The sequence below is a fragment of the Microbacterium sp. LMI12-1-1.1 genome (genome assembly GCF_040676455.1).
In the GTDB taxonomy this organism is placed as follows: Bacteria; Actinomycetota; Actinomycetes; order Actinomycetales; family Microbacteriaceae; genus Microbacterium.
The window spans coordinates 13,779-28,521 of record NZ_JBEGIA010000012.1 but is presented as its reverse complement, the minus strand read 5'-3'; the positions used below and the strand labels follow the sequence as shown (position 1 = coordinate 28,521).

General features: G+C 68.1%; 17 protein-coding genes, 1 tRNA gene and 1 pseudogene. 9 read left to right on the top strand and 10 right to left on the bottom strand.

Annotation, left to right across the window (positions count from 1 at the left end):
- The first annotated feature begins 77 nt into the window (after window positions 1-77).
- Window positions 78-836, top strand: a complete 759-nt coding sequence (locus MRBLMI12_RS08830; protein ID WP_363355828.1) for a class I SAM-dependent methyltransferase — start codon at window positions 78-80, stop codon at window positions 834-836.
- A gap of 152 nt (window positions 837-988) precedes the next feature.
- Here the strand turns inward: MRBLMI12_RS08830 and MRBLMI12_RS08825 are convergent, their stop codons facing one another.
- From MRBLMI12_RS08825 to MRBLMI12_RS08805, 5 genes are all read right to left on the bottom strand, one after another.
- A complete protein-coding gene (locus tag MRBLMI12_RS08825) occupies window positions 989-3,007 on the bottom strand; it encodes an acyltransferase (RefSeq protein WP_363355826.1) in 2,019 nt (672 codons plus the stop codon).
- Between the two features lie 4 nt (window positions 3,008-3,011).
- Window positions 3,012-3,082, bottom strand: a tRNA-Gly gene (locus tag MRBLMI12_RS08820).
- A gap of 169 nt (window positions 3,083-3,251) precedes the next feature.
- On the bottom strand, window positions 3,252-4,382 hold the full coding sequence (locus MRBLMI12_RS08815; RefSeq protein WP_363355824.1) for an ATP-binding protein: 1,131 nt from the start codon (window positions 4,380-4,382) through the stop codon (window positions 3,252-3,254).
- A 142-nt stretch (window positions 4,383-4,524) separates the two neighbouring features.
- The gene (locus MRBLMI12_RS08810) at window positions 4,525-4,737 is read right to left on the bottom strand and encodes a hypothetical protein (RefSeq protein ID WP_363355822.1); all 213 of its coding nucleotides are present in this window, start codon (window positions 4,735-4,737) and stop codon (window positions 4,525-4,527) included.
- Window positions 4,730-5,320 carry a hypothetical protein gene (locus MRBLMI12_RS08805; protein ID WP_363355820.1) on the bottom strand — a complete coding sequence of 197 codons (591 nt, stop codon included), beginning with the start codon at window positions 5,318-5,320 and terminating at the stop codon, window positions 4,730-4,732. Before MRBLMI12_RS08805 ends, MRBLMI12_RS08810 begins: the two co-directional genes overlap by 8 nt.
- A gap of 124 nt (window positions 5,321-5,444) precedes the next feature.
- Between MRBLMI12_RS08805 and MRBLMI12_RS08800 the strand changes: the two genes are divergently transcribed.
- The 7 genes from MRBLMI12_RS08800 (at window position 5,445) to MRBLMI12_RS08770 (ending at window position 9,881) form a co-directional block, all read left to right on the top strand.
- Window positions 5,445-6,104: a ParA family protein gene (locus tag MRBLMI12_RS08800; RefSeq protein ID WP_363355818.1), complete on the top strand. Its 660-nt coding sequence runs from the start codon at window positions 5,445-5,447 to the stop codon at window positions 6,102-6,104.
- A complete protein-coding gene (locus MRBLMI12_RS08795; RefSeq protein ID WP_363355816.1) occupies window positions 6,104-6,643 on the top strand; it encodes a hypothetical protein in 540 nt (179 codons plus the stop codon). The genes MRBLMI12_RS08800 and MRBLMI12_RS08795 overlap by 1 nt, the downstream gene beginning before the upstream one ends.
- On the top strand, window positions 6,640-7,821 hold the full coding sequence (locus MRBLMI12_RS08790) for a hypothetical protein (RefSeq protein WP_363355814.1): 1,182 nt from the start codon (window positions 6,640-6,642) through the stop codon (window positions 7,819-7,821). Before MRBLMI12_RS08795 ends, MRBLMI12_RS08790 begins: the two co-directional genes overlap by 4 nt.
- A complete protein-coding gene (locus tag MRBLMI12_RS08785; RefSeq protein ID WP_363355812.1) occupies window positions 7,818-8,111 on the top strand; it encodes a hypothetical protein in 294 nt (97 codons plus the stop codon). The genes MRBLMI12_RS08790 and MRBLMI12_RS08785 overlap by 4 nt, the downstream gene beginning before the upstream one ends.
- Window positions 8,112-8,153: 42 nt before the next feature.
- Window positions 8,154-8,372: a hypothetical protein gene (locus tag MRBLMI12_RS08780; protein ID WP_363355810.1), complete on the top strand. Its 219-nt coding sequence runs from the start codon at window positions 8,154-8,156 to the stop codon at window positions 8,370-8,372.
- 311 nt (window positions 8,373-8,683) lie between these two features.
- Window positions 8,684-9,292, top strand: a complete 609-nt coding sequence (locus tag MRBLMI12_RS08775) for a hypothetical protein (protein ID WP_363355809.1) — start codon at window positions 8,684-8,686, stop codon at window positions 9,290-9,292.
- A gap of 133 nt (window positions 9,293-9,425) precedes the next feature.
- Window positions 9,426-9,881 (top strand): RNA polymerase sigma factor, encoded by a 456-nt coding sequence (locus tag MRBLMI12_RS08770; protein ID WP_363355807.1) that lies wholly within the window; start codon window positions 9,426-9,428, stop codon window positions 9,879-9,881.
- Window positions 9,882-10,069: 188 nt separating this feature from the next.
- On the opposite strand, the pseudogene MRBLMI12_RS08765 reads toward MRBLMI12_RS08770, so the two are convergent.
- A pseudogene (locus MRBLMI12_RS08765) lies at window positions 10,070-11,171 on the bottom strand (IS110 family transposase).
- Window positions 11,172-11,599: 428 nt separating this feature from the next.
- Here MRBLMI12_RS08765 and MRBLMI12_RS08760 point away from each other — a divergent pair.
- Complete coding sequence (locus MRBLMI12_RS08760; RefSeq protein WP_363355805.1) at window positions 11,600-11,944, top strand: hypothetical protein; 345 nt, start codon at window positions 11,600-11,602, stop codon at window positions 11,942-11,944.
- Here MRBLMI12_RS08760 and MRBLMI12_RS08755 read toward each other — a convergent pair.
- The 4 genes from MRBLMI12_RS08755 to MRBLMI12_RS08740 all read right to left on the bottom strand — a co-directional run bounded on the left by MRBLMI12_RS08755 (window position 11,941) and on the right by MRBLMI12_RS08740 (window position 14,469).
- On the bottom strand, window positions 11,941-12,513 hold the full coding sequence (locus MRBLMI12_RS08755; protein WP_363355804.1) for a recombinase family protein: 573 nt from the start codon (window positions 12,511-12,513) through the stop codon (window positions 11,941-11,943). The genes MRBLMI12_RS08760 and MRBLMI12_RS08755 overlap by 4 nt on opposite strands.
- A complete protein-coding gene (locus MRBLMI12_RS08750; RefSeq protein ID WP_363355803.1) occupies window positions 12,510-13,517 on the bottom strand; it encodes a zeta toxin family protein in 1,008 nt (335 codons plus the stop codon). The genes MRBLMI12_RS08755 and MRBLMI12_RS08750 overlap by 4 nt, the downstream gene beginning before the upstream one ends.
- Window positions 13,514-13,768: a hypothetical protein gene (locus MRBLMI12_RS08745; RefSeq protein WP_363355801.1), complete on the bottom strand. Its 255-nt coding sequence runs from the start codon at window positions 13,766-13,768 to the stop codon at window positions 13,514-13,516. Before MRBLMI12_RS08745 ends, MRBLMI12_RS08750 begins: the two co-directional genes overlap by 4 nt.
- A gap of 305 nt (window positions 13,769-14,073) precedes the next feature.
- Entirely contained in the window at window positions 14,074-14,469 is a 396-nt protein-coding gene (locus MRBLMI12_RS08740) for a hypothetical protein (protein ID WP_363355800.1), read from the bottom strand.
- Between the last annotated feature and the right edge of the window lie 274 nt (window positions 14,470-14,743).

The window sequence follows — 14,743 nt, the reverse complement described above, 5'->3', positions numbered from 1 at the left end:
AAATATACGAACAACCTCCGACATCGAAGAGGGGCGGAGTCTCGACGCGACCGCCGACTGTGCATACGCTCGTGCCTGTGGTGGACCCGATGCACTTCGAGGCGAGCGCCGACGACTACGCCGCGGCTCGGCCGCCGTACCCGGCCGGACTCTGGGAGCGACTGCGAACTCTCGGGCTCCTGCGGCCGGGCGCCACCGCGCTCGATCTCGGCGCCGGAACCGGTCAGGCGACCGGTCCGCTTCTGGAGGCGGGGCTGCGGGTCACCGCCGTCGAACCCGGCCCGCGCCTCGCGGCCCTCCTGCGCGCGGCCCATCCCGCGGCGGATGTGCGGGTCTGCCGCGCGGAAGACGTCGAGCTCGCCGCATCGGCCGTCGACCTCGTCGTGGCGGCGACGTCGATCCATTGGATGGATCTCGACGTCCTGCTACCGAAGATATATACGATATTGACGCCGACGGGCCGCCTCGCTGTGTGGCGCAACGTATTCGGAGACGCCGACGCCCCCACCACGCCTTTTCGGGCGCGTATCGCTGAGATAATCGCCGCCCGTCGCGCGCCGCCGCGACCGGGTCCGCCTGCCGAGGACATCGATGCGACGATCGAGGCTCTGACGGCGTCGGGCCTCTTCGTCGAGATGGATGCCTCCACCTACCGATGGACTCTCGAATTCGACGCGGCTGCGATCGGGCGTCTCTTCCGTACGTTCAGCGACTGGTCCGCCGGCGAGGTGGAGCACGCGGTCGAGGCCGCGAACGATCTGGGCGGCACCGTCACCGAGCATTACTCGTCGTGGCTGGTGGTGCTCGCGCCGATCGAGCGGTTATCCGCGCCGTGACGGCGGAGTCCGTCATGACGCGGGCGCGCGACCATCCCGGACAGCTCATCGGTGCTCCTGCCAGCAGGTGTATACGGCAGGGGTGCGGCGGCCCTCACGCCGTTTGCCGAGCGAGTCTGCCGGCTCGGAGCGGAATGGGACCCTGACGCGGTCTACCGGAGCGTCGCGGCCGGCTCGGGGCGGTGTACCCCGCGCGGGCGGTAGCCCAGGGCACCCGAGACGCCCGCGAGATCCGCGAGGTACCAGAGGATGGCCAGCCACATCTCGGTGCCCTGCAGGCCGGGCTCGGTCTCGGCGAGGCCACGGGTCGCGGGAGCAGGCTCGCGGAACGAGAACCCGGCGCCCGGCACCCAGGTCGACACGGCGTCCGACAGCAGGCGCGCGGCGAGGTCGCGCACCTCGTCGCCGCGATAGCCCGTCGCGCGCGTGAGCCACAGCGGGTGCGCGACATCGAGCACGTTGCACGCGTTGCGCGCGCCAACGGCGAACCATCGCGGGTCGCGTGCATGGCGCAACACGGTGTCGATGACGCGCTCGGGGTAGGGGAGCGGCATCCCGAACTGCGCGAAGGTGCCGCGCGACGCCCGGTAGAAGCCGTTCACGACGGGCAGCAGGCCGCCGTCGGCGCTCGGCGAACCCCACATGCCGGTGTGGGGATCGGCGTTCATGGCGAGCCAGCCGAAGAGCGCCTCCTCCACACCCGCCGGAATCGGATGCCCCGCACGCCGTGTCCACAGAAGTGCGGTGCCGAAGCCATCGATATGGTGGCCGGCGTTCCACGCGTCGGAGGCCCACGGCAGACTCTCGCAGAACGCGATCACCCGTTCCGGAGTGGCCGCCGTCACCCAGGTGAGAGGAGCCGGAAACGCCGACCCCAGCAGATCGAGCGCGTATCCCACGCTCAGCACGTGGTACGCGACATCGCCGTGCGAGAACCCGAGGCCCGCCTCCTGGCGACCATCGGAAGCGAGGGGTGCGACCGCACCGGTCGCGGCATCCTGCCAGTCCTGCAGCCGTCGGATCTGCGCCTCCGCGGAAGTCTGTGGCGGGGCACTGCCGAGTAGCAGGTCGGCGATCTCGATCGCATCGCCCTGCGCGCGCACGGTCGGCGCTGCTCCCGGGCGGTCGGCGAAGAGCTCGAGGTCGTCGTCCCAGGAGCGCTGGAGGAGAGCGGATGCCTCCTCCCGCGCGCGTGCGGCCAACTCGGCGACCCGCTCGGCGAGGCCTGCGGCGTCGTCCGCGCTCGACGTCGGTGCGCCGGCCGGGACCCAGGCGGACGCCTCCGCTCCAGTCGAGGCCGGATCCGGAGCAGACGCTGCCGCTCCGGCCGGGGCGGAGGTTGAGTCGGGGACCGAGGCGGACGTCTGGGTGGAGGGGGTCGGGGGTCCGTCGACGCTCACGGCATCGTCCTCACTGGCCGCGGCCTGGGACACGATCGCTCGCATGGCCGCGGCGGCTGCGAAGGCCGCGCCGGTCTGGCTGACGGGGGAGCGCTCTTCGGCCGCGTTCTCCGCATCCACCTGGACACTCGCAGCCGCACCGACACCCTCGTCCGTGCCGCGTGCCGCCGCGTCGGCAGCCGCGTCCGGCGCGACCCCGGTGTCGTCCGGCTCGACGCGCCAGCGGATGAACCGGGCGGGGTTGCCGCCGACGACGGCGCCGGCGGGCACGTCCTTGGTGACGACGGCGCTGGCGGCGAGCACCGCGTGGGACCCGACCCGGACGCCGTCGAGGATGACGACGTGCGAGCCGATCCACACGTCGTCGCCGATCTCGATGCCCTTGGAGGTGAGCGGCTGGCGGAAGACCGGCGTGCCGGATTCCATCGAGTGGTTGAAGCCGAGGATCGACGTGTGCGCGCCGATGCGCACGCCGTCGCCCATCGTCACGCGTCCGCGGATCACCGTGTACGGATTGATGCTGCAGTCGGCACCGGCGAGCAGGTGACCTGTGAGGTACGCGCCGGCTGCGACGTACGTGCGGTCACCCAGACGCAGCGAGTCGTTGTCGATCGATGCGAGCTCCGAGATGAAGCACTGCTCGCCGAGCGAGTGATCGGCGCGGCCGTCCACGAGCGTGTGCTGGATCGCGAGCTGCGCATCGCGTTCATCGACAGACGCTTCGCGCCAGAAGTCCCAGGGCGAGTACTCGTGGGCGGCGATCGCTGGCATAGGGAGGGGCTGACGGGAATCGAACCCGCGCTGTCTGCTTGGGAAGCAGAAGTTCTGCCATTGAACTACAGCCCCGAGGCCTTGAAAACCCTGGGATCGAAGATCCCGTTCAAGTCCCGGTGTACACATCAGTGTACACATAGCGGTGGCGCGGCAACTTCCCGCACCACTTGTCAGCATACCCACTGAGCTTGAGCGGACGCGCGGCGACCGGGCCGGTGACGTCTAAAGAGATGAATGATGTCTAAACGAGTCCGTCGACGGGTCGATCGAGTTTGAGCCCCATCGATGCAGCGTGATCCCGTAGATACTCGCGCAGGTACGGAACGGTGAAGATGACGTGTCCGTGTCCGGCGGGTTCGATGATTCCGGCGTCGATCAGGCGGGCACGATACTGGCTCGCATAGTTGCGGTCGACGGACATGCGCGCGGCGATCGCACTCAACTTGCTGGCGCCTGTGTCTTGCGCCATGGCGATCAGGAATGTGCGGTCGACCGTGGAGAGGTCGGCGAGGCTGGCCTCGTGGACGGTGGTTCCCAGGCGTCGGCGCGCTGCCTGGATTCCCGTGTCGACGTCTTCGGCTGAGATCGCGGTGGATTCGGGGTGTTGCCGCCAGATGTGGAATCCGACGAGTTGGATCAGGAAGGGGTAGCCGAGCGTGGCGGCCGACGCGCGTTCGAGGTCTCCCGGCGCGATGGTTCGACCGTTGGCAGTGATGGTCTCCCGCAGCGCGGCGCCGACAGCGTCGAGGGCAACGTCCTCAAGGGTCACGCGGTTCGCTCGTCGCAGGAAGGTGAGGACATCGTCATTGAGCAGTGCGGAGACGGCGGAAGGCAGACCCGCCATTGCGATCGCGACGTCGAGGCCCTCGCGCACGAAGTGCTGATAGGTCGCCGCCAGCCGGCGCAGCTCGACGACACGCGCGTGAACTTCGTCGACGGTGATCAAGACGCCAGTACCGCGGTCGTTCAGCGCAGTGATCAGCGAGGTCATGTACTGCCGCCAACCGATCGCCTCCCGGTCACTTGGTGCGAGAACGAGGCCGAAACCGCCTGCGGAGAGCGAGGTGACCTGACGACCGCGCTTGGGGAGCAACTCCTGTGCTCGCGCGGTGAGCAGGTCGGCCAGTTCGTCCAGCATCCCTGGACCGGCAGTGACATCGGCGGCGATCCATCCGTTGCCCGACGCGCGCTCGGACACTTCGGAGAGCATGATCGTCTTCCCGACGCCACGGGCACCGGTGAAGATCGTCGCGCGGTTGGGGGAGCCAGGGCCTTCCTCCAGTCCCAGCGCGAAGTCATCCAATTCCCGGTCGCGGCCGACCAGCACCGGGGGCGTGCTGCCGAAAGACGGCTTGAAGGGGTTCATGGCCACGCCAACTCCTTTAGACATCATTCATTCTTTTAGACATCCTAGGCGCGGGTGCGGCCATGTGCCCCTCGGCACTTCCAAGGACAGCGGGTGCTGATCCGAACGAGCGGCGGCACGGGTGCGCGCCACGGCGTCCCAGGGGACGTCACGTCGTCGGGAGGTGCTCCGGGTGGGTTGGCAACCCCTCAACGAATCGCTCGAGTTCGGAGATGAGGTAGAGCGGCTTCGTCCCCGTGAAGTGCGGAGTCACGTCACCCAGCCGCACATGGTGACGGAGGCGTGACGGACTCAGACCGACGATCGCCGCCGCCGTCACGTGATCGACGGCCACCAGCGTGGTGGGCAGCGCTTCAGCCATTTGCGGGTCGGCCGACGTTAGACGTCATGCCGACCAGCCAGCCCGCGGCGCGGGCTTTCTGGATCCAGTCCGATGCGGTGCGTTCGGGGACTTCGAGCTCGAGCGCGATGAGCTTGACGGGCGGGAGGTCTGCGAGTGCTGCGGTGCCGTAGAGGATCTCGATCACTTCCCACCGCTCGTCCTTCATGCCGCGCTTGACGACGGCCTGCGCCATCCATGGTGGGATGATCCGGCCCTCGGTGGTGGTCAGGTCTGCGACCGTTGTCCACTTGGCGTCGGGGTTGTCATCCAGTTGCAGTGAGATGCAGTGGGGGATCGCGACTTGCAGGATCGCTTGCGGCGCCGCGTGCTTGAGGCGGTCCTCGTTGAAGTCCTCGGCGATTGCCCGGTTGAGGATCGTCGTGATGACGTATCTACCGCGGTCGGGGCTGTAGTGGGCCTCGATGGTGGTCTCGACGCCTGTCGTCTCGTCTGCCGCGGTGGCGACGAAACCGGGCGCGATGCGCAGGGCGGTCCCGACTGACTGCGTGGCGTCCTGGGACGTCATCGTCTTGCCGTCGAGTGTCTTCACGTCGACCTTCACCCCCTTAGTTTGCCTTACCGCTCCTGCATTCCGCAGACTGCTCTTGACTAACTATATGACTTAGGCGTGTACTGATGTCAATAAGATTTTCAGATCCGCAACTTCGGCAGTTCGGAGGACTGACATGAGGGTCATCGCGATTGCGAATCAGAAGGGCGGCGTGGGCAAGACCACCGTCACCATGCAGCTGGGTGCGGCGTTGTCGCGCCGGCGCCGGGTGTTGGTGGTGGATGTGGATCGGCAGCAGTCGACGGTGTGGTGGGCGGAGAACGTGCGGGATCGGCTCCCGTTCGACTTCGCCGGCAACCAGCACCTCAACGTCCTCACCCGGCTTCGTGAGTTGCAGGTCGAGTACGACTTCGTGCTCGTCGACACCCCCGGCAACCTCGAAGACACCCCGGTGCTGGAGACGGCGCTGAACGCGGCCGACTTCGTGGTCGTGCCGCTCACGCCCGAGCCGCTCGCGGTGGAGCCGACGCTGCGGACGATTCACCGGCTGGTCGAGCCCCGACAGTTGCGGCACGCGGTGCTGCTGAACCGGATCGACGCGCGCATCCCGTCGCAGCTGAACACCTGGCGGGAGCTCCTCGACGCGACGTGGGGTGTGCCGCGGTTCGATACATACCTGCGTCAGTACAAGACGCAGGCCGAAGCGCCGGTGCTGGGCGATCTCGTGACGACGTTGCGCGACAACCGCCGCACCGCCGGCACCATCTCGGACGTCACCCGTGTCGGGTTGGAGATGACGCAGCAGTTCGCGCCGGCGCTGAGTGGGCGGTGGTGATGATGGGCAGGGTCGACCTCGCCGGCAAGCTGGACGATGCTCGCGCCCGCGTCGAGGCGGAAACACCCGTCGAGGACCGTGGGCTGGCAAAGTTCGCACGGCTGACCCGCAAGGACGCGCGGGTGCGGTCGGATCAGGATGCCGCGCTCACCGCGTTGGCGAAGACGCTGATGCGCCGCCGGCTGGCGAAGGCGGAGCGGATCACCGAGAACACCCTCATCCGCGTCGGCATCGACCTGCTGCTCGCGCACGCCGACGAGCTGCGGGGCTCCACCGAGGACGAACTGCGCGACTCCGTCACCTCCGAACTTCGTCACTTCGGGACTTCCGCACTCCGCAACTCCGGAACACCGGAAGTGACAGTCAACGGGAGTCTCGGGCTTCCGCACTCCGATGGGCCGGAACTGCCGCACTCCCGGAACACCGGTATCCCCGGCTCCGGCAGCCCGGTTGCCGCGCACTCCGGCGATGGCTCCGTTCCGGAGCCGGGGAGGTCGGCTTCCGCCGTGCTCGGCGCCGTCCCGAGGAGCGACCGATGAGCCGCGACGACGAGCAGCCCGACGCCCCCGAGGACGCGGCGGATTGGGACGGTGACGACGACCCGTGGGGCACGTACCAGGAGCTCGTCGCGGAACGGCGGCGGGAGAGGCAGCGCGCCTATCGCGCACGTCGTCGTGACCGTGACCGTGAGGAGGACCGAGAGCAGCGGCGGGAGTATCGGGAACGGCATCCGGAGCGTGTCGGGGAGGTGCAGCGCGCGTGGCGGGAACGCAACGCCGAGCATGTGCGCGCGTATCGTGCCGCGTACAACGCGGAGCACCGCGAGGAGGTGCTCGCGAAGAAGCGCGAGTACATGCGCGGCTACAACGCCCGTCAGACGCAGGAGCGTCGCCGGCGGCGGGCGAAGCGGGCGGCGTCGAAGAAGTACTACGAGGCGCACAAGCAGGAGCATCACGAGTACACACGGCAATGGCGTGCCCGCAAGCTCGCCGAGGACCCGGTCGCGTATCGCGCGGCACGCGCAGCCAGCCGGCGGCGGTGGTGGGACGCGCACAAGGACGAGTACAACGCGAAGCTCCGCGCCCGCCGACAGGAGGACCCGGAGGTGCACCGTGCCGCCAACCGCGCCTACTACGCCACCCACGCCGAGCAACTGAAGGCCCAGAAGCGCGCGTACTACGCGGCGCACAAGGAAGAGATCTTGGCACGCAACCGGGCCTGGAAGGAACGGGAGAAGCGACGGCTGGAGGCGGGTCTGCCGCCGCGCCGGATCCGCACCACCTCGTCGGCGGAGCGCCGCGCGAACGACGCCGCCGCCGACGACTTCTTCGGTCGGCCACGCTCGCGGGAGGAGATCGCCGCGATCCGGCTCGCCACGGCTGCGACCGTCGAGGGTCTGCTGCCGACACCGGTGGAGTTGGTGGCCGCGTTCGAACGCGATAGCAAGCGGGCACGCATCGAGCACGCCCTCGCCACCGACTTCAGCTACGCCGACCGGCGCCGAGTCTCCGAGGCACGCCGCCACCTCGCCGGCCAGCAGCGCGCCTCGCGGCTCGCAGAGCGCACCGCCCTGGAGGAAGCCCGCCTGGACGCGATCGGCAGAGAAGTCAACCAGCGGCTCCGCCACAAAGACCCACACCGGCGACGGCACCACCTTGATCCCGCCGCCCCGCACCCGATGCTCAACCCGAACACCACGATGGGAATGAACCGATGACCACCACCCCACACCCCACCCGGCTCGACCGCGCGAACACGGGTGCCGCCCTGTACCGGGTCGCGATCTGCGCGTTCACCTACCACGCGGACAAGCACCTCGACGAACCCGGCTACCAGCTCGCCGAAGACCTCGACTGGTGCCTCGCCCCACTCGCCGCTCTCCCCATCACGGAGCTCGCCGTGCTGCGGAACAACATCGCGACGCTGATCACCACCCCCACCGCCGACCGGCAGGCATTCATCCGTGCCCTCGCCACCCTCAGCGACGACGCATCCGAAGGACTCTGACCACGCCGGTCACCTGCCGGGTCACGAAGAAAGGGACGATCCATGAGTATCCCAATCCACCTGGTGCCGCTCATCGCGGTTGTGACGATCGCGTCTGTCACGAGCGTGCTGCTGCTGCCCGTCCTCGCCGCCCAGCTGTTGTCCGGCCGCCTGGCCCGCGCTGCCCGAAGCACCGCCCTCGCCGCGGTCCTGGACGTCATCGCGTACGCGGCCGCGGTCCCGCTCGGCGCTTCCGAATGGGTCGCGGTCCCGACGCCATGAACGCCGCGACCAGCAACCGGGCGCCGGAGCCGTCGCGCCGTCAAGCTTGTCTGGGAGTGGGGAGTGGGGAGTGGGGAGTGGGGGCCTTTCCTGGCCGGTCATCGTAGCTCCCTCCACCCGTTCTGTGCCGGGCTTTCGCGGCTTCTATGTCTGTCAAGACTCCTCGCGCGCGCACTCTGCGGGGCTTTGGCGGGGCAATGTTGCCGTCGTGCTCCGGCCCCAGAGATTGAGCGACCAGAAATCCGGGTGAGACGGTTCGGCGCACTTCTGTCATGTCTCATGTGAGGGACGATCACGAGGGAGGCCCAACGATGAATGAACAGCTGGAGTCGGAGCTCGCAGCCGCTAATCCCTTCCCTCGCGAAGAAGACCCAGGGCTTCAGGACGTCGTGCGCCGCATGGCCGACGGGGCGCGGGACACGTCCCTATCGACGCCCGCCGCAGGGGCGCCCTGGTGGAAGCGACGACGCATCATGATTCCCCTCGGTCTTGTCGGCGTCGTCGCCCTTACCGGCGCAGCAGTAGCCATCCCCCTGAGCCTCGGAATCAACGGCACTTGGGTCGACCTCGACGCCCAGATCTCCATCGTCTACACGACGGACAACGGCATAGACGTGAATTGTCGATACGGGATCTACTTTGGTGACCCCGCGAACCGAACCGCGGCTGACGAACAACTCGCCGACTTCGTGAAGAACCACGACTGGACCGGAATCGGTCAGCGCATCTACGACGAAGCAATCGCCAATCCATTCGTCCCAGGCCCCAACGATGACTGGGAAGTGGACAACCAGGAACTCCGCGACAGCTTCTCGTTCAACAACGCGCTGAATTCCATCATCTGGGAGGAGATCCCCAAGTCGCCGCAGGCCGGCTGGTCGGGTGGCGGGACCTCGGACTGCACCGGAAAGCTGCGCTGATGCGCCCGCGTCCCATGTCAACGGAGCTCCAGGACTGGATCGAGGTCGTCGTTGACGACAATGCGGACGACCTCCTCCGCTACCTCAGGCGGCGCGTCAGCAGCCCGATGACGCCGCCGACCTCCTCGGACGGGTGCTGCTGGCCCTCTGGGAGAACGGCGCGAAGATCCCCACGAGCGACACCGACGCCAGAATGTGGTGTTTTGGCATCGCTCGCAACATCCTCCGCGAACACCACAGGCAAGCCGCCAAGCACCTCGCGCTCGCTGACGAGCTCCGCGATCACCTTCGAAGCTCCGCGTCGCAAGGGGACTCTGCGGCGCATGCTGCCGAAGTCAGCATGCGAGCCGCCGAAGTCAGAGCCGGAGTGGCGTCGCTCGACGCCACGTCACGTGAACTCATCACACTCGTCCACTGGGACGGCTTCAGTATCGCCGCGGCCGACCGGCTCCTATCGCTGAACGAATCCAGCGGCCGCACACGATACGGTCGAGCCCTCAAGCGCCTCGAGCGGAGACTGCAAGAGCATCGACACAGCGTCGAATCGGGCCACGCGCTCGGTCAACCAGATATCACGGCGGGCACCTGAGACGGACCGCGGATCTCGCTCCCCGCTTGACGGCGATGTGGGGGCACCCCCCTCCGACGGCGAGAGTGTAGCGGGGCGGGGACGACTCCGTTCCTGTCGTTCGCTATTTGCAGACTCCACTCTCCGCTGCGCTTCGAGCTCCGCTTATCAACCGCTCACTCGGGCACTATCGTCCCCGCCCCGCTTGGCTAGCCGATTGTCGGAGCGAGGGTGAAGCTCGAGGCGGGCTCTGGGGCTTGGTCGTAGAGGGCGTTGAGGGTTCGGTAGAGGTGTCGGGCGAGGTAGCGCTTGATGCAGCGTCGGATCTCGCGTCGGGTGCATCCTTCGGCGAGCCGCTTCTCGAGGTAGGCCTTGGTGGCGGGGTCGCGACTCATTCGCGTGATCGCGATGAAGTGGAGCGCCTTGTTCAGGCGCCGATCCCCGCCCCGGTTCAGCCGGTGCCGGGTCGTGTTGCCGCTGGATGCGGGGAGCGGGCATGCCGGCGAGCGACGCGAACGCGGCGTCATTTCGCACTCTGCCGGGGTGGGACCACGCCGTGATGACAACGGCGGCGGTGTAGGCGCCGACGCCCGTCTCCTGCAGCAGGGGCGCGGCGGGACTCGCAGCGATGAGCTCGGTCATGCGGGCGTGGTTCTCGGTCAGCGCGTCCTGCAGGTCGACGATGCGGCGGGCAAGTCGGACGGCTTCGGCTCGCGCGGTGGCGAGGGCGATGGGCTCGGTGCGCTTCTGCCAGCGTGATGCCTGCCCGATCTGGGCCGCGGTGAGGGGTTTGCGGGCGTCGATGCCGAGATCGTTGGTGCGCAGTAGCGCGGTGAGCGCGTTCACGTTCACCGTCTTCTCCGCGGCCATCTGGTCGCGCGCGGCCACGAGCACGCGCAGCGCTTGGCGTGTCCCGTCGTCGGCGCGGGGGCGACGCAGTTGCTTCTCTTCCAGCGGCAGCACGGCTGCTGCAATCGCGTGGGCGTCCAAGGGGTCGGACTTGCCGATGCCGCGGCGGGTTCTTGCGCTGATGCGAGGTGCTTCGACGACCTCGTATCCGCTCTCGGCGGCGGCGCGGGCCACTCTCGCCCCGTAGGTGGCGACGCCCTCGATCGACCACAAGGTTTCGGCCTGGCCGCCGGTCACGCGGCCGGCCCAGCTGATCGCGCGGGCGATGCCCGGCGGCGTGGTCGGGAACTGCTGGCAGCCCAACAACTGCCCAGTCCCGGTCTCGATGACCGCATAGGTGTGTGTCTTCGCGTGGGTATCCACGCCGACGACGAACGGACGGGAGTGCGCGACGGTAGTCATTGCGGATCGGTCCTTCCTTCGGTGAACACGGGCACGGCCGCGCGGCGGTCGGCGCCGGTCCGGGAGGAGATCACTTCGAGGCATCACTGTGACGGGCCACGACCCCGGGAGGGGTCGGGCAGGCTTCTAATCAGGCCATCGAGGTGGGCAGGGTGGCGCCGGCCGCCTTCGCCCGGACGGACAGATCGAAAGAAGGGCCCACACGGGGCCAGCGGCATATCGAGCCACGACCGGACGAGGACGACCAACACCACCCTGCCAGCCAGTCCCAGACCAGCCATCTAGAGACTCACAGCGGCATATCTTCACCCCTCCGCTGGCGCTCCGGGGTTCCGGTATTCCACGACCCGGCACGCCACGGGCTCCGGTCGCACACGACGCCACTTGCCAGGAAAGGCACCACCAAAGTCAAGAAGCGAGGAACCGACATGAACACGACAACGACGTCCACCCCTGCAGGCCACGGCTCGGCCATTCCGGACAGCATCGTCGCCTGGGACCGGCTCGAGGAGACCGTCGACCGGCTCGCCGACATCATCGACGAACGGCTCACTAGTCACGACGAGCAGCTGGTCTGCAGCCTGCAGTTCCCGGAAGCGGAAGCTCTCGCCGAAGTCCTCGATGCCGGCAGGCACACCCGCACCGCAGCACGGCTGATGCACCGATGGGCCCTGACCGAACCCGACTGGGAAGACGACCACGCACACGAAGCCCTCATCCGCGGCTGGCTCACCATCGACCGCCACCCGCAACTGCCGGGCCTGGAACCCTAACCCGGACCATCGGTGCCACGGAGCGGGGCGAGCGCGCGCTGCACCGAGTTCGCGCTCACCCCGAGCACCCGGGCGATATGCGTAACCGGCCGGCCCAGGTTGCGCAACTCCAGCGCCATCGCCACCCGGTCCTCCGTCATTACGGTGGGTCGCCCCGGCCGCTTCCCCGCGGCCACTGCCGACGCCATCCCAGCCCGCGTCCGCACACTCACCAGCCGATGCCGCAGCGCCTCCAACGCCGCCAGCACCTCCACCGGATCCACCCGCTCCCCGGTGCACAGCGCCGGCTCGCTCAGCGACCGGAACCCGACGCCACGCTCACCCAGACCACTGACCGTCGACACGAAATGGGCCACCGCATGCGACAGATGCGACGCGCTCAACACCACCAACACGTCACCCGGGCGCAGCGCCGCCAGGCACTCCGCAAACCCGGGCCGCTGCCGCGGATCGGCGTCCGCGTCGTCGGTGAAGACCGGATCCGCGCCGGCGTCAGTCAGCACGGCAACGTCGGCGGCGACATCCTGGTCAGACGAGACCGCGCGGGTGTACCCGACGACCCGCGTCACCGAGACACGCCGCCACGCTCCGGACCAACCGGAACCACCACCGGCGCCGCGATATCGACCGGCCCCACCCTCGGGGCCAGGTTCTTGCGGAGCGCCACCAAGGCGGCGACAGTCTTCTGCTCCATCGCCGTCGCGAACGGGCCACCCGCCGGCACATGCAACTCCGGGATCACCTCCCGCAACGACGTCTCATGCAGATCCACGAGCAACTCCGTCACCTCGGCGGGAAGCTGCCGACGTGTCGCGGCGAAGTCGGTGACGTGGTGCAATTCGCTCAACCACTGCGTCGCATCGAACCGCCCCATCCGTGCCGACTGCGCCGCCGCCAGCGCCGCACCCGCGCCCGCGAACGCCGCCGGGTTGTCAGCATCCAAGACCACCCGCCCGGTCCGATCGACCACCGTCAGTCGGTCCACCCACGCGGAGTCCTCCACCGAAGCGACCAACGCCCGCGTCGCCGCGAACCCCTCATCGTGCGCGTCGCGACTAATCACCGACGGCGCGCGACCCGCCTGCATCTTCCGGAGGTACTCCGACGTGACCGCCAGGAGACTCTCCGCCCGCCGGGCGCCTACTGCCACGACACGGGTGGCGAAGCCCTCCGCGGCGAACCGCTCCGCCGTGCCGGCGGCCGCCGCCACGTTCGCGAACGCGCCCTCCAGCACCACGGATCGGCGGTTCTCCCGGGCATGCCGAATGCACGCACTCACCCACCCGGCGACCGACTGTGCCAACGACGCCGCAGACTCCGGATCCGCACTCAGCGACGAGCTTGGTGTGGCCGGATGGAACGCGCGGAGATCCTCACCGGCAAGCACCGTGATGCCGGAGCCTTCCTCGCGGGCTAGCGTTGACGACGCACGTGAGCGGCCCGCGCCGGGCTGGCCAGTGACCAGCACCAGCGTCGGAGCCGGGTCCGGCTCGGCCTCGGCAAAGTACAGCGGCAGAATGTCGCGATGCAGGATCCGCTCGCGCGCCTCGTCGTCCAGACCAGGACTATTCACGATGGTTGACTCTCGAGCTCGCGGATCCGGCGGTCGATGCGGGCGGCAAGGGCAGCTACCGCCGCGCGGTCGTACGCATCCACGGCCAGCACGTCGCGGCGCAACAGGACCAGCTCGTCTCGGGCGTCGGCACCGGAATCCTCTGTTCTTGCGGCCGCGGACAGGAGTGCCATCGCGCGCGCAGCGGCATCACGCATTAGGTCATACGCGACAACGTCATTCACTCGCCACGGCGAGGTCGGTCCGGGCATCGACTCTCCTCAATAGGGCCATCGTAGGCCAGTACCCAAAAAGGTTGTACGACGCTTTTGAGCGAGGTTGCTGTACTTCGGCAGCCGTCAAGGCCGATGCGAGCTCGGGTGAGTGGACCCGCAACGAGACATTGAGGATCCTCTAACGCGCACTGCCCGTTAACGGGGCGATGGCGTGCAGCGCCGTCGCTGCCGAGATCGATCGGCGCGGATGAGGCACGCGGTTGGTAGCTTTTGCAGATGTTCGGGCCGGCGACGGTGAATGTCTGGTACGCCCAACATGACCGGGCGGAGCGCCCCGAGCGTCACCCCAGCAAACTCTGAAGGTCGACACCCCGGTCCGAAGCACGCCTCAGACAGTCGGCGATGTCTCGGTCGATACCGCGCCTATCCGTAATCAATCCGGTTCTGGCTGCGAACATCAGGAGGCATATTCGTATTGCCAGGAACGCGATCTGAGTGACGACGAGAGTATCACCCGAATCGGGGAGTTCCGTGGTGTTGGGATGTTTGGTGTCCGCGTACCGGCGGCTGACGGCGCGGGCAATGCGGTGAAACGGCACCCCGAACGTATCGGCGGTGAACCCTGCGCGAGCCAGGCAGCGGAATGCATACGTGGTGAAGGTGGGATTGCCACGAATGAGGGTCTGCTCCTCGCCCTCCCTTGGCGTGAGGTTTCGCCCCAGTGCTTCGATCGCCATGCATGAGTTGACGAGGAAATCCTCGATGACTGGTTGTCGCCGAAGGAGTCCGACCGTGAGCGCGACAGCACGCGGGTTCATTCGAGAAGCGGCTGTCCAAGCCTCGAGTCCCCGGGCGCCAACTTCGTCGAACTGGATGATCGGATTCAGGAGCGCGTGGTTTCCTGGTTGAGGGGCCGCCTCGTCGCCAATGGTCGAGTGATAGAAGAACTCCGTGGCATAAGCGCGTGGGGCGTCTGGGACTTCCGGTGGCGCGAACGCAGCGGGCGCGAAG

Excerpts from the sequence above, each read along its gene's own strand:
- MRBLMI12_RS08780 (WP_363355810.1), top strand. The coding sequence starts at position 8,154 with ATGAGTATCCCAATCCACCTGGTGCCGCTCATCGCGGTTGTGACGATC.
- MRBLMI12_RS08745 (WP_363355801.1), bottom strand. The coding sequence starts at position 13,768 with ATGCCCGGACCGACCTCGCCGTGGCGAGTGAATGACGTTGTCGCGTAT.
- MRBLMI12_RS08785 (WP_363355812.1), top strand. The coding sequence starts at position 7,818 with ATGACCACCACCCCACACCCCACCCGGCTCGACCGCGCGAACACGGGT.
- MRBLMI12_RS08810 (WP_363355822.1), bottom strand. The coding sequence starts at position 4,737 with ATGGCTGAAGCGCTGCCCACCACGCTGGTGGCCGTCGATCACGTGACG.
- MRBLMI12_RS08800 (WP_363355818.1), top strand. The coding sequence starts at position 5,445 with ATGAGGGTCATCGCGATTGCGAATCAGAAGGGCGGCGTGGGCAAGACC.
- MRBLMI12_RS08795 (WP_363355816.1), top strand. The coding sequence starts at position 6,104 with ATGATGGGCAGGGTCGACCTCGCCGGCAAGCTGGACGATGCTCGCGCC.
- MRBLMI12_RS08825 (WP_363355826.1), bottom strand. The coding sequence starts at position 3,007 with ATGCCAGCGATCGCCGCCCACGAGTACTCGCCCTGGGACTTCTGGCGC.
- MRBLMI12_RS08760 (WP_363355805.1), top strand. The coding sequence starts at position 11,600 with ATGAACACGACAACGACGTCCACCCCTGCAGGCCACGGCTCGGCCATT.
- MRBLMI12_RS08740 (WP_363355800.1), bottom strand. The coding sequence starts at position 14,469 with ATGGCGATCGAAGCACTGGGGCGAAACCTCACGCCAAGGGAGGGCGAG.
- MRBLMI12_RS08790 (WP_363355814.1), top strand. The coding sequence starts at position 6,640 with ATGAGCCGCGACGACGAGCAGCCCGACGCCCCCGAGGACGCGGCGGAT.
- MRBLMI12_RS08775 (WP_363355809.1), top strand. The coding sequence starts at position 8,684 with ATGAATGAACAGCTGGAGTCGGAGCTCGCAGCCGCTAATCCCTTCCCT.